The sequence below is a fragment of the uncultured Mucilaginibacter sp. genome (genome assembly GCF_913773635.1).
In the GTDB taxonomy this organism is placed as follows: domain Bacteria; phylum Bacteroidota; class Bacteroidia; order Sphingobacteriales; family Sphingobacteriaceae; genus Mucilaginibacter.
Window position 1 is genome coordinate 576808 of the sequence record NZ_CAJYGQ010000006.1, and the last position, 13689, is coordinate 590496.

At 41.0% G+C, this 13689-nt stretch carries 13 protein-coding genes; 9 read left to right on the forward strand and 4 right to left on the reverse strand.

Annotated elements, in window-relative coordinates; genetic code table 11:
* The first annotated feature begins 4 nt into the window (after window positions 1-4).
* From QZ407_RS07855 to QZ407_RS07865, 3 genes are all read left to right on the forward strand, one after another.
* The gene (locus QZ407_RS07855) at window positions 5-394 is read left to right on the forward strand and encodes a VOC family protein (protein ID WP_295769429.1); all 390 of its coding nucleotides are present in this window, start codon (window positions 5-7) and stop codon (window positions 392-394) included.
* Between the two features lie 104 nt (window positions 395-498).
* A complete protein-coding gene (locus QZ407_RS07860) occupies window positions 499-2106 on the forward strand; it encodes a Na+/H+ antiporter (RefSeq protein WP_295769431.1) in 1608 nt (535 codons plus the stop codon).
* Window positions 2107-2201: 95 nt separating this feature from the next.
* Window positions 2202-2534 (forward strand): hypothetical protein, encoded by a 333-nt coding sequence (locus QZ407_RS07865; protein WP_295769432.1) that lies wholly within the window; start codon window positions 2202-2204, stop codon window positions 2532-2534.
* Window positions 2535-2587: 53 nt separating this feature from the next.
* On the opposite strand, the gene QZ407_RS07870 is transcribed toward QZ407_RS07865, so the two are convergent.
* A complete protein-coding gene (locus QZ407_RS07870) occupies window positions 2588-3352 on the reverse strand; it encodes an SDR family oxidoreductase (protein ID WP_295769434.1) in 765 nt (254 codons plus the stop codon).
* 264 nt (window positions 3353-3616) lie between these two features.
* Between QZ407_RS07870 and QZ407_RS07875 the strand changes: the two genes are divergently transcribed.
* The 4 genes from QZ407_RS07875 (at window position 3617) to QZ407_RS07890 (ending at window position 9941) form a co-directional block, all read left to right on the forward strand.
* Window positions 3617-4009 (forward strand): hypothetical protein, encoded by a 393-nt coding sequence (locus QZ407_RS07875; protein WP_295769436.1) that lies wholly within the window; start codon window positions 3617-3619, stop codon window positions 4007-4009.
* A 161-nt stretch (window positions 4010-4170) separates the two neighbouring features.
* A complete protein-coding gene (locus tag QZ407_RS07880) occupies window positions 4171-5250 on the forward strand; it encodes an efflux RND transporter periplasmic adaptor subunit (RefSeq protein ID WP_157541912.1) in 1080 nt (359 codons plus the stop codon).
* Window positions 5251-5272: 22 nt separating this feature from the next.
* Window positions 5273-8512, forward strand: coding sequence for an efflux RND transporter permease subunit (locus tag QZ407_RS07885; RefSeq protein WP_295769441.1), 3240 nt, complete (start codon window positions 5273-5275; stop codon window positions 8510-8512).
* Window positions 8505-9941 carry an efflux transporter outer membrane subunit gene (locus QZ407_RS07890; protein ID WP_295769443.1) on the forward strand — a complete coding sequence of 479 codons (1437 nt, stop codon included), beginning with the start codon at window positions 8505-8507 and terminating at the stop codon, window positions 9939-9941. The genes QZ407_RS07885 and QZ407_RS07890 overlap by 8 nt, the downstream gene beginning before the upstream one ends.
* A gap of 111 nt (window positions 9942-10052) precedes the next feature.
* On the opposite strand, the gene QZ407_RS07895 is transcribed toward QZ407_RS07890, so the two are convergent.
* Both QZ407_RS07895 and QZ407_RS07900 read right to left on the reverse strand, forming a co-directional pair.
* The gene (locus QZ407_RS07895) at window positions 10053-10319 is read right to left on the reverse strand and encodes a hypothetical protein (RefSeq protein ID WP_295769446.1); all 267 of its coding nucleotides are present in this window, start codon (window positions 10317-10319) and stop codon (window positions 10053-10055) included.
* Between the two features lie 274 nt (window positions 10320-10593).
* The gene (locus tag QZ407_RS07900) at window positions 10594-11070 is read right to left on the reverse strand and encodes a CinA family protein (RefSeq protein WP_295769448.1); all 477 of its coding nucleotides are present in this window, start codon (window positions 11068-11070) and stop codon (window positions 10594-10596) included.
* 219 nt (window positions 11071-11289) lie between these two features.
* Here QZ407_RS07900 and QZ407_RS07905 point away from each other — a divergent pair, with 219 nt between their 5' ends.
* Both QZ407_RS07905 and QZ407_RS07910 read left to right on the forward strand, forming a co-directional pair.
* Entirely contained in the window at window positions 11290-11526 is a 237-nt protein-coding gene (locus QZ407_RS07905; RefSeq protein WP_295769451.1) for a hypothetical protein, read from the forward strand.
* Between the two features lie 191 nt (window positions 11527-11717).
* Window positions 11718-13202 carry a PAS domain-containing sensor histidine kinase gene (locus QZ407_RS07910; RefSeq protein WP_295769454.1) on the forward strand — a complete coding sequence of 495 codons (1485 nt, stop codon included), beginning with the start codon at window positions 11718-11720 and terminating at the stop codon, window positions 13200-13202.
* Window positions 13203-13210: 8 nt separating this feature from the next.
* Here QZ407_RS07910 and QZ407_RS07915 read toward each other — a convergent pair whose 3' ends face one another.
* The gene (locus QZ407_RS07915) at window positions 13211-13675 is read right to left on the reverse strand and encodes a hypothetical protein (protein WP_295769456.1); all 465 of its coding nucleotides are present in this window, start codon (window positions 13673-13675) and stop codon (window positions 13211-13213) included.
* Window positions 13676-13689: the final 14 nt, after the last annotated feature.

Here is a 13689-nt window from a genome sequence, read left to right on the forward strand (position 1 = left end):
AATTATGTTTAAAGACACCAAAGCATTTAGTGGCTTTTCGGTTGATGATATTGAAAAGGCCAAACACTTTTACACTACTGTTTTAGGATTAGATGTTGAGGAGTTGGACATGCCGGGCACTTTGCGCCTGCATATTGCTGGCGGTGGCAAAATACTTATCTATGCCAAACCCAATCATAATCCTGCAACATTTACCATACTAAACTTCCCGGTGAGGAATATTGAAGCAGCGGTTGTTGAGCTTACAGCGAAGGGTGTAAGATTTAAAATTTATGACGAGCCGAATTTTAAAACTAATGAAAAGGGTATTTTTTTAGGCGGCGGACCAAAAATTGCATGGTTTAAAGACCCTGCCGGTAATTTTCTTTCAATTATTGAAGAAGGGCAATCTTAATAATGAGTCTCTGAAAACGCAAGGTATTTATTATCTTCACTACCTAAATAAGCTCGAGCAATTTAACTTCAGTTAATAGCTGAGTTACTTTTCAGGTACTTTTTATGCACAATACCTTACTTCAATTCCTTCTTCTTTTAACAGTAGCCTTTTTACTGATTTTACTTGCCCGTCGTTTAAAAATTGCTTATCCCATATTTCTGGTGCTGGCAGGTTTAATCATCAGTAATATACCGGGCATGCCGGTAATCAATATTGAACCCGACCTTGTTTTTTTGATATTCCTCCCCCCGCTTTTGTATGAAGCTGCCTGGTGGACGTCGTGGAATGAATTCTGGAAATGGAAGCGTCCTATATCGTTATTGGCCTTCGGGTTGGTATTTTTGACATCATCCGTAGTTGCGTATACAGCATCAGCCTTTATACCCGGCTTTACCTTAGCAACGGGCTTCTTACTCGGCGGTATAATTTCACCGCCTGATGCTATTGCTGCTACATCGGTTTTAAAAAGCATAAGGGTTCCAAAACGAATAATTACCATACTTGAAGGCGAAAGCCTGGTAAACGATGCCTCGAGTTTAACGGTATTCAGGTTTGCTTTGGCTACAGCAATAGCAGGTCACTTTTCTTTTCAGGAAGCATCGGTGAGTTTTGTAACGGTTACTATAATGGGTATAGTTATTGGCTTGGCCGTTGCTCATGTTATGTACTTAATTCACAGGTTTCTGCCAACCACTGCAAGTATCGACTCGGCATTTACACTAGTCGCTCCATACCTGATGTACCTGGCTGCCGAGGAGTTTCACTTTTCAGGCGTTATGGCAGTTGTAAGCGGTGGATTATTTTTATCATACAGGTCACACGAAATATTTGTTGATGGTCAAAGTCGTTTTCAAACCATAAATGTTTGGTCAACCATATCCATCATACTAAACGGACTTGTGTTTATAATGATTGGACTTGGTTTGCCCAGTATAGTTGCCGGCTTGGAGGGCTACTCATTAATGCAGGCCTCGGTTTATGGCTTACTGGTAAGTGCATTGGTTATTGCAATCCGCATGGCATGGATATATCCGGCAACCTTTGTACCGCGTTGGTTGTTTAAAAGCCTGCGTTTAAAGGAACCCCACCCGGGTTGGAAAGGGCCATTTGTTATTGGCTGGGCGGGTATGCGTGGCGTGGTATCGCTTGCAGCGGCTTTGTCATTACCGTTAACGGTTAATAATGGTCAGCCCCTACCCGAACGAAATCTTATCATCTTCATAACATTTGTAGTGATATTGGTTACCCTTGTTTTTCAGGGCCTCACACTACCCTGGATTATTAAATTGCTCAACATGCAAGAGGTTGATATTATGATACCAATTGAGCAGCAGGAAGCAGAGATAAGGATTCGCTTGACAAAAGCTGCCATTGACAGGCTTGAGCATGACTACAAGGAAGACCTGGCAAATAACAGTCTATTAGTTGCACTTAAGAACGAGTATGAGAGCAATCTCAATCACACCAGCCAAAAACTGGAGTGTATGGAATGCGCCCAAAATGGTAAAAGAGAACTAGCCGTTTACCGGCGCATTATTAAAGACATTTACAAAGCGCAGCGCAAAGAGCTATACTTATTACGTAAGCATAAGCTGTTTTCTGATGATGCCATTCGCAAGGAAGAAATGCAGATCGATATATCAGAAATGAGAGTCGATACTCTTCAATAAAAACGATTGAAATACTTTATTTCAAAAGACAACATAATAACTTTTAAATTGAAAGTACTTTTGTATATTCGGAACAAAGGAATTTAAATATTTTTATGTCACAACAGATAACAGTAGTACCGCAAAACTTTGCTTCCTTAAAATTACGCATGCTTATTGGCGGCGGCGTAGCATTTGTGCTTATCACGATCTTTTTGTTGCCTGTAAAAAACGTACGGCCCGAATGGGGACAATTTTGGATGGTACGGCCGTTTGTTATAGTTCCGCTTGCAGGTGCAACGGGTGGTGCCGCATCTTACTATTTAACTAAACATTTACCGCAAACCGGATGGTTTAAGGTGGCTACCGTTTTGTTGAGTTTGGTAGTGTACATTATTGGCTTATGGTTGGGAACCGTATTAGGTTTGGCAGGCACCCTTTGGGATTAAGTTATTTAAAAAAAGGTCCTGCCAAATTTATCAGCAGGACCTTTTTTATTTAGCTAGTTATTTAACCTTATAAAGCCTCCATCAATAGCATAGTCAGATCCGGTAATAAAGCCGGCTTCATCTGAGCACAGGTATAAGGCCAGTGCTGCTATTTCATCGGGCTTACCCATGCGACCAATAGGTTGACTTTTGGATAATTTATCAAACATTTCTTCTTCTTGTCCTGCATAATTTTTCGCTATAAAGCCGTCAACAAACGGAGTATGTACGCGTGCAGGTGATATGCTATTGCTTCTGATATTGTCGTGCAGATAATCTCGTGCTATTGACATGCTCATGGCGTGTATAGCGCCCTTGCTCATGCTGTAGGCAAATCTATCAGCAATACCAACTGATGAAGCAATAGAAGCCATACTTACAATAACACCGCCACCGTTATTTTTCATTAAGGGTATAGCAGCGTAAAAACAATTGTAAGCACCTTTTACGTTTACGTTATAAACGCGTTCAAAATCAGCTTCGCCTGTTTTTTCAACATTGCCAACATGAGCAATACCTGCATTATTTACAAGTACATCAACTTTGTCAATGCCAGCAAACAACTCAACAATCTGCTGCTGATTGGTTACATCGCCGCTATGCGCAAATGCCAGTCCACCCTCGGCTTTAATTTCGTCAAGTGTTTGTTGCGCAGCGTCGGTATTCAACTCAATAATGTGCACGGTAGCACCTTGTTTGGCAAATAGTTTTGATATTGCTTTACCTATACCGCTGCCGCCACCTGTAATTACGGCCGATTTGCTTTTTAAACTAAACATATAATTAATTTGGTTTACGTTTTGTTATTAGTTAGATATAATTTATGCTATGCAGATACCTGCAAATTAAGTGTCAATATGGATGGCTTGCAAATAAATGTTTTAAGCAACCCAACCGCTAATTTATTTTAGCATGTTAGTGTACTATTTTACCTGGCGGCAAGTTAGTAAATTAGCATATATGCACTTGATGTAATGCCATACTTGTAACATTTGCGTTAAATAATATGCATTTTGATTTTTTATCTATATTAGCAGTCAGAAATGAAGTGGTTAGTTAGGATATTTCTGCCTTTAAGCCTTATCTTGTTTTGCGACCTGGCATTAACTGCTAATTCGCTGCAAGACAGGGATATTTTTGGCTATACATCCGCAACCCATGTTTCTCTTAAAGCTGATAAAGGCACAAAATTTACCAGCAAGCACAAGCATAAAAATCATCACAATGTTCCGGATGAGGAGCTTAAAGATGATACCGACGAATCATCAACAAACAAAAAGCTATCCGCTCATGATGATTTTTCTTCGCATTTCTTTTACACAAGGGTAGCTGCCATCAACGGGCATTACCTAAAATCATGCTTCAGTTTAAGCCGTTGTATTCAATATCCGGCATCTAATAAATTATACCGCTCTATAAGCGTTTTCCGTATTTGATTTTAATCTTCTTTGCAGTGCAATGTCCTGTTGCCTGCATCTTTGTTTCCCTTTGAATTAGTTATCATGTGTACTAATTCGGCAGGGATTTGCGCGTCCCTGTTTTATTCACACCGCTAAAAATAGCAATCAATCTTTCCGATTAATATTTATAAACTATCATGAAGTATTTATTCGTGGTTACAGGTTTGTGCGTTGCACTATGCCATACCAGCTGTAAGCAAAAAGAAAAGCAAAAAGAAGAAGAGTCGAAGCTTTTAGTAACAAGTCCGTTAAAAATGGACACCTCTATTGTAAATGAATATGTATGCCAGGTGCGCTCCATACGGCATATTGAGTTACGCGCCCAAGAGCGTGGCTATCTTGAAAAAAGCTTTGTAGATGAAGGCCAGTTTGTAAAGAAAGGCCAGCTGCTTTTTCAAATTATGCCCAAGCTTTACGGCGCCGAAATTGACAAGGCAAAAGCCGAAGTTGATCTTTCGCAAATTGAATATCAAAACACCAAAAAGCTGCGCGATAGTAATATTGTAGCTCCTAATGAGCTGGCTATGGCCAAAGCCAAGCTAAATAAATCAAAGGCTGAACTTTCTTTGATGAAGGTGCACTACCAATTCACCGAAATACGTGCTCCTTATGATGGCTACATTGACCGCCTGCAGGTGCGTATAGGTAGTTTGCTTGACGAGGGCGACTTGCTCACCACTTTGAGTGATAACAGCCAAATGTGGGTTTACTATAACGTACCCGAGGCCGAATACCTTGATTATAAAACACAAGGCAGCCAAAAAAAGCAAACAGTAAACTTATTAATGGCCAACCATCAGGTATTTAAATACCCTGGTGTGGTTGAAACCATCGAAGCCGATTTTGATAACGAAACGGGTAATATACCGTTCAGGGCCACCTTCCCTAACCCCGACGGGCTTTTACGTCATGGCGAAACGGGCAATGTTGAAATGACCGTACCTCTGAAAGATGCACTTATTATACCGCAAAAGGCAACTTTTGAGGTATTGGAAAAAAAGTACGTTTATGTTGTTGATAACGCCAACCGCGTACACGCCCGCGAGATAACCATTGGCGCCGATATGGCCGATTTATACGAGATACGCTCAGGGTTAAATGCCAATGATAAAATCTTGCTTGAAGGCCTGCGTAAGGTGAATAACGACGATAAGATTGCTTACAACTATGTAAACATGAGAAAGGTATTGCCTGAATTAAGGTTACATGCCGAATAGCTAATCCTCAAAACTTTCTAAAATGTTTAATAAATTTATTCAAAGACCGGTACTTGCTATTGTATTGTCGCTGGTCATTGTTTTTATGGGGGCACTGGCTATTGAAACTTTACCGGTTTCGCAGTTCCCATCAATAGCTCCACCTATGGTGGTGGTTAACATAGCCTATCCCGGTGCCAGTGCCGATGTGCTGGTTAACTCAGTTTTAATACCAATGGAGAAAGCCATCAACGGCGCTCCGGGTATGAAATACATGACATCAGATGCCACCAGCGCAGGTGAAGCAACCGTACAGGTTGTGTTTGATTTAGGTACCGACCCTAACCAGGCAGTAGTAAATGTAAAAAATCGTATTGAGCAAATTACCAATCGCCTGCCCGAACTGGTTCAGCGTGAGGGTTTGATAGTGAGCTACACCTCTCCTAACATGTTAATGTACGTTAACTTGTACAGTACCGACCCTAAGGCAAACGAAAACTTTCTGTACAACTTTGCCGGTGTTAATATTGTTAACGAAATAAGCCGCCTTAAAGGTGTTGGTAGTGCCAAAATATTAGGTAGCCGCCAGTATGCCATGCGCGTTTGGTTAAAGCCAGATCGTATGCGTGCCTACAACGTATCAACCGATGAGGTTATGGAGGCGCTTTCTCAGCAAAGCATTATTGGCTCTCCCGGCCGTTTAGGTCAAAGCACGGGCAAACGCTCGCAATCATTAGAGTATGTGCTTACTTATAAAGGAAGGTACAGTAAGCCCGAAGAATACAAAGACGTTATTATTCGTGCCAACAAAAACGGTGAAATTCTTTATTTGAAAGATATAGCTGATGTTGAATTAGGCAGTGAGTTTTACGATATCTATTCTAACATGGATGGACATCCGTCTGCTGCTATAACCTTAAAACAAACTTACGGAAGTAATGCTAGTGAAGTTATTAAAGAAGTAAAGGCAAAGCTGGAGGAAATTAAAAAAACATCGTTTCCTCCCGGAATGGACTACCAGATTAGCTATGACGTATCAAGTTTTCTTGATGCATCAATTGAAAAAGTAATACATACATTGGTTGAGGCATTTGTGCTGGTTGCTTTTGTGGTATTCATCTTCCTTGGCGATTGGCGCTCAACGTTAATACCGGCAATAGCGGTTCCGGTATCATTAATTGGAGCCTTTTTCTTCATGCAGTTATTTGGCTTAACCATAAATCTGATAACGCTTTTTGCGCTTGTATTGGCTATTGGTGTGGTGGTTGACGATGCCATTGTGGTGGTTGAAGCGGTACACGCAAAAATGGCCGAAGAGCACTTATCCCCTTTTAAAGCAGTAAAGCAGGTTTTGCAGGAAATAAGCGGAGCCATTATAGCTATCACATTCCTCATGACGGCGGTATTTGTACCGGTAACTTTTATGACTGGTCCTGTAGGTATATTTTATCGTCAGTTTGCAATTACCATGGCTACATCAATTGTAATATCAGGTATAGTGGCATTAACGCTTACTCCGGTATTATGTGCCATGATATTGAAGCCGCATGGTGCTCACAAAAAGAAATCGATAGTTGACAAAGCTTTAGACGGATTTAACAACGTTTTCGAAAAGGTTACAGGCAGATATACAAGTTTGCTAACCGTTATTGTTAACCGCCGTACGGTTACATTTGGTTTGTTACTGGCTTTCTGCGCTGGTATATACTTTACTGCCGATTCATTACCTACCGGTTTCATCCCTAATGAAGATCAGGGACAGGTTTATGCCATTATTCAAACCCCTCCGGGTTCAACGCTTGAACGTACCAACGCCATATCGCATGAACTTCAAAAAATTGCTGAACATGTAGACGGCGTTCAGTCGGTATCGGCACTGGCCGGTTACGAAGTATTGACCGAAGGACGTGGCTCAAACGCCGGTACGTGTTTAATTAACTTGAAAGACTGGTCGGAACGTAAGCATTCAGCCAAAGAGATTATTGAAAAACTTGAAGAAAAAGCGCATGAAATACCCGGCGCAACCATAGAGTTTTTTGAACCACCGGCTGTACCAGGTTACGGAGCCGCAGGCGGTTTCTCATTGCGTTTGTTAGATAAAACTAATTCAGGTGATTATGCATCATTTGGTAAAGTAAACGAAGAGTTTATGACGGCCCTTAAAAAGCGCAAAGAGCTTACCGGCTTGTTTACCTTTTTTGCATCAAACTATCCGCAATACGAATTAGAAATTGATAACAAGGCCGCCATGCAAAAGGGTGTTACTATAAGCACGGCAATGAACAATTTGTCCATACTTATAGGTAGTACTTATGAGCAGGGCTTTATAAGGTTTGGTAACTTCTTCAAGGTATATGTTCAATCATCGCCTGAGTATCGTGCTTTGCCCGAAGATGTTTTGAAGCTGTACGTTAAAAATAACCGTGATGAAATGGTGCCTTACTCAGCCTTCATGAAAATAAAAAAGAAGCAAGGGCTGAACGAAATCACCCGTTTTAACATGTATACCGCATCGGCCATTAACGGGGCGCCGGCCATTGGCTACAGTAGCGGTGAGGCTATCAAAGTTATACAGGAGGTTGCCAAAGAAACCTTACCAAGAGGTTATGATATTGATTGGCTTGGCTTATCAAAAGATGAAGTAGGGCGCGGTAATGAGGCAATCTACATCTTTATTGTTGTACTCATATTTGTTTATATGGTGTTGGCCGCTCAATATGAAAGCTTCATCATTCCGTTGGCGGTTATCTTCTCTTTACCAGCCGGTGTATTTGGTGCGTTTATACTGCTTAAAATCATGGGCCTTGCCAATGATATTTATGCACAGGTAGGTTTGGTAATGCTTGTTGGGTTACTGGGTAAAAATGCGGTACTGATAGTTGAGTTTGCCATTCAAAAACATCAGCAAGGGTCAACGGTACTCGAAGCCGCTATTGAAGGTGCAAAGGTGCGCTTCCGCCCTATTTTAATGACTTCGTTTGCTTTTGTGGCGGGTTTAATTCCTTTGTTGTTCGCATCAGGTCCGGGCGCTATAGGTAACCGTACCATTGGTGCATCGTCTGCAGGCGGTATGTTATTTGGTACCATATTCGGGGTAATTATTGTGCCTGGCTTGTATTACATTTTTGGAACCCTTGCCGATGGCCGCAAGCTTATCAAAGACGAGGCTGAAACTCCGCTTACCGAAGATTTCACCCACAGCAATAAGAAAAAGAAAAAGTTCTGGTTCCTGAAATCAAAAAACCAGGAGTTGATCATTAACGCAGATAATACCCATGAATAGCAAAACCATATTAAGAGGATTAGCAGTTACCTGCCTGTCGGTTGTTTACGGGGCCTGCTCTATCCCCAAAATTACTACCCGTGAAGCTGACAAAGCAACACCCGATTCTTACGGGCAAGCTGCGGCAGACACTACAAATACAGCTAAAACCAATTGGAAGGTGTTTTTCAATGATGAACACCTCAACGCCCTTATTGATACTGCGCTCAAAAATAACCAGGAGCTTAATATTACTTTACAGGACATTGAAATTGACCGTAATGAAATTAAAACGCGGAGAGGCGAATACCTGCCCTTTATTGGACTAAAGGCGGGTGCCGATTTAGAAAAGGTGGGCCGTTATACCAGCCGTGGTGCCAGTGAAGCCACTACCGAAATTAAGCCCGGCAAAGAAATGCCCGATCCGCTACCAAATTATCTGGTAGCGGCTTATGCCACGTGGGAGCTCGATATTTGGCATAAGTTGCGCAATGCGAAGAAAGCTGCAGTTGCCCGTTACTTGTCAACCGTTGAGGGTAAAAACTTTATGGTGACTAACCTTATCAGTGAAATTGCCGATTCGTATTACGAATTACTAGCGCTTGACAATCAACTCGATATTGTGAAGCAAAACATTGTAATTCAAAATAATGCATTGCGAATTGTACGTATTCAAAAAGAAGCAACCCGGGTTACTGAATTGGCTGTTCGCCGGTTTGAAGCACAGGTGCTGAGTACTCGCAGTTTGCAGTTTGATATTCAACAGCAAATAGTTGAAACCGAGAACCGCATTAACTTTTTATTAGGCCGTTACCCGCAACCTATTGCACGTGATAAGGACAGCTTTGAAGCATTAAAGAACGTGGATGTACAATCAGGCTTGCCTTCACAATTGCTTACCAATCGTCCTGATATACGCCAGGCTGAGATGGCCTTAGCAGCAGCTAAGCTTGATGTAAAGGTTGCCAAGGCGCAATTTTATCCATCATTGGGTATATCAGCGTCTATAGGTTATAATGCGTTCAACCCGTCGTACTTGTTTAACACGCCGCAATCTTTGCTGTATTCAATTGGCGGAGATTTAATAGCACCGTTTATTAACCGTAACGCCATAAAAGCAGTTTACGGAACAGCTAATGCCAGGCAGTTACAGGCAGTGTTTAATTATGAACGCACAATATTAAACGCTTACATGGAGGTGGCCAATCAGTTGTCAAAAATGGGAAACTTAGAAAAAAGCTTTGATCTGAAATACCAGCAAGTGCAAAAGTTATCGCAATCTATCAATATATCAAATGACCTTTTCAAATCAACACGTGCTGATTATATGGAGGTGCTGATGACGCAGCGTGATGCGCTTGAAGCAAAGTTTGATTTAATTGAAACCAAGAAACAACAAATAAATGCCCGCATAAATGCCTATCAGGCGCTTGGTGGTGGCTGGCAGTAACAGAATAACTATAGGCAGCAGTTATTTGCTGTAGTTATAGTTGTGTTTGAGTGTGGTGTTATGAAGGGAGGTTTCGGCCTCCCTTCACTTTTTCAAAAAGTTTATTGAGCTTTAAAAAACAGATTTCCAGATCTTGAAAACGTTCTCGTACCTATGGCCCGCATCTCTGATAATAAGCGAGAGATGCTGACGACGTATAGGCACATGCTGATCAATCGCGCTGTAAATTTGCTGCAGGCAATTGCCTAAACGGTGCTCAAAATCGGCAGTACTTATTTGTACAAGTATTTGGTCGCGCAAAAGTGATACAGAGTTGCCACCACCCAACTCGCGTTTTAAAAGCTCAATAATGGCGTTTTGAAGTTCAAATGCTGCCATAATTTGTAAATAATTGGTTAAGTCAAAACTACATAGTACACCTTAAAGGAGTGACAATTATTTGCAACTTTCCTGTTACAAAGAATATTCTAATTTCTATTAAAAATTAAAAAGCCCTGCTTTTTTACGAACAGGGCTTTTTGACTCTAATTTATGGAACTTTAATTAGTTGCTGTAAAGTTACCACTATTGTCTATGAATAATACAAGTTGCTTTTTTGGAATTACATAGGAAGTAAACAGGCATTGTAAATCTGTTTATTTACGCTTGATGGTTATTCAAAATGTTCAATGAGCATATCAGCAGCAGCGTTAATAGTGTGATGTATGATTTCCTCACAGTTGCCGCTAAAGGTAAAGCGTTTTGAAATGAGTTGATCTTTTATAAGCATAGACACAAACATGGTGCCTACTGGCTTTTCGTCGGTTTCGCTACCGCCGGCGGTTGTTAAACCAGTCACGCCAACTTGTATGTCTGATGGGATAAGTGCTTTAAGTTTCAAAGCCAGCTGATCTGTTACCTCTTGCGACTCCGGTGTGAATTGCTGTATAATATCATGCGATATTCCTAATAAGCTTTCTTTAAGCGAAGCGTCATAGCATACAATTCCACCTTTTAAAACAGATCCTGATTCGGGTGTGAGTGCAAATTCTGAGCAAAGCCATCCCGCCGTGGCGCTTTCTGCAAAAGCTATGGTAAGGCCATGCTGTGCAAGTACATTACTACAGGTTTCTATTCTCTTTTCAGCCATATTAATATTTTTTATAAGGTGCAGCAATCTGGTAGCTGCACTAAATTGAGCAATACGGAAAAAATAATTATGCGTAACTGAAAATATATATGGCTTAACAATGCTCAGGTTTAAATAGTTTGACAGGTATTTTTAATTATTAATTAAAACTATTCAAAGTTAAGTAAGTTGTAATATCAAACGGAACATTGTATTAATTTTAATTTAAACAACTCACACATGGCTAATTACAATCCGCAGCATAGCGAAGGCAAAGTTGCCAAAGCTATTGAAGAACAAACTGCAAAACTGCCTTCTGATCTTTTTTTATGGGCCGCTGTTGCCTCAATGGGCGTGTCCTTAACGTTAAAGATCATGAAAAAGAAACATACCGCATTATTTGTGGGCCAATGGGCTGCCCCGTTTTTGCTTTTAGGTTTGTATAATAAAATTGTGAAAGTAGAAGGTCACGATTGATTTTTTAACCGGCAACGATAGTTGCCGGTTTTTTTGTTTTAATGATTGCAAAACCATTGCACTGGTGTGCAATCAACTGAAATTTAGTTTCCCTCAGATTAAACAATTCATAATTTCTGTGCTTATAATAGCGTAATATAACGTTACAGCGAACTCAAATTAGTTCGTAAACTTAGCCTTTCAAATTATAAATGTCTGTTCATAGTTCTTCATATACCAGCAACGGCACGTCCCCAGAAGAGCAAGACCGTTACCGCGCTCTTGTTACAGCAACCTCCGATGTTATTTACACCATGAGCCCTGACTGGTCTGTTATGCAACAGCTAAATGGAGGAACTTTCCTGTCATCAAGCGGCGAGCCTATCACTAATTGGATGGATAAATACCTTCACCCTATTGATCAGGAATCGGTAATAAAAGCCATTGTGGAAGCTATAAAAACTAAATCAATGTTCAAGTTAGAGCATAGGGTTTTGCGAGCAGACGGTGGTACAGGCTGGGCATTTTCGAGAGCTATTCCAATTTTGAATCAACACGGTGAAATTACTGAATGGTTTGGGGCTGTAAACGATGTTACATCTCGTAAGAAAATGGAGGTTGAGCTTAAGGTTGCACGCTTTGAAGCGGAACATCAAAGGCGGTTAACCGAAGTAGTTACATCAAACACGCCCGATTTGGTGTACATGTTTGACTTAAATTATCGGTTTACATTTGCCAACCCGGCGCTGCTTCAAATGTGGGGTAAAACCTGGGATGAGGCAATTGGGAAAAATTTGCTTGAAAATGGTTATGAAGACTGGCATGCCAAAATGCATGAACGCGAAATTGATTATGTAGTGGCAACCAAACGGGCCATAAGAGGCGAAGTGGCTTTTCCGCATGCTGTGTTGGGTAAGCGGGTTTACGATTATATTTTCTCACCTGTATTTAACGCCGAGGGCGAAGTTGAAGCCATTGCCGGCACCACACGAGACATAAGCGAAATTAAAGAAAACGAGCAGCGTAAAAATGATTTTATAAGCATGGTAAGCCATGAGCTTAAAACACCACTTACCTCAGTTATAAGCTACGTACAGGTGGCAAAAAAGCGCATGAATCAGCTTGATGATAAAATGGCTGCCGATATGCTTGAGCGAGCCAATAACCAATTAGGCAAAATGACCCGTATGATTAACGGATTCCTCAATGTTTCAAGGCTTGAATCAGGACGGATACAAATTGACAGTCAAAAATTCAGCCTTGCCGAGTTGGTTACCGAACTGCAGGATGAAGTACGGGCTACAGTTTCTAGTCATAACATCTATTTTAACTGTATTGAAAACATTTTGGTAAATGCAGACCGAGAAAAAATTGCACAGGTATTTAACAATCTCATTAGTAACGCCACAAAGTATTCACCAGCCAACACAAACATTGAGGTGAGTTGCTATGCCGATAACGAAAATGCCGTTGTAAAAGTCAAAGATAACGGTATGGGAATAAGCGAGGCTGACCTGCCGCGACTATTTGAACGGTATTACCGTGTTAAAGATGCTGAACTAAACCATATTTCAGGGTTTGGAATAGGTTTGTATTTGTGCGCCGAAATCATAAATATGCATGGAGGGCAAATTTGGGCCGAAAGCGAACCTGGTGCAGGCAGTACGTTTTACTTCAAATTGCCTGCTGCAACCTAGTAACTTAATCAGGCGTTTCCAGCGTCTATTTCTTTCTTACAATGAATATTTTGAAATACCAGCGTTGTAGCCACTCCAAATATCACGTGAGCAATTACCAGTTGCGTATAGTAATTTTTTAAGTTTACACCTGGCGGATTAGGGTGAGCCTTAAATGTTGAATGCCATATGGCAGCACCTCCTAGTCCGCTTATGCCACCAAACAAAGCACCGTTAATTAAATTGGGCTTTAAGCTTCCTTTTTCGAGCAACGCTTTATAAGTAGCTGCAAACGAAGTTCCAACAAGGTAGTGTAGGGCCCACCCTGCTACTGTTGACTGGCGCTTGCTGGCTTTGCTCACACGTTTAATTAGTTTGGCTAAAATCTCCGCTTCGTTGTAATTAGCGTCCATCAAATGAGATACAGTTTCGCTAAAAAGCGTCATTACGGTAGTTCCTGTAAAGCTTGCAATGAGTATGTCTTTAATATTCATAACTATACTGGTTT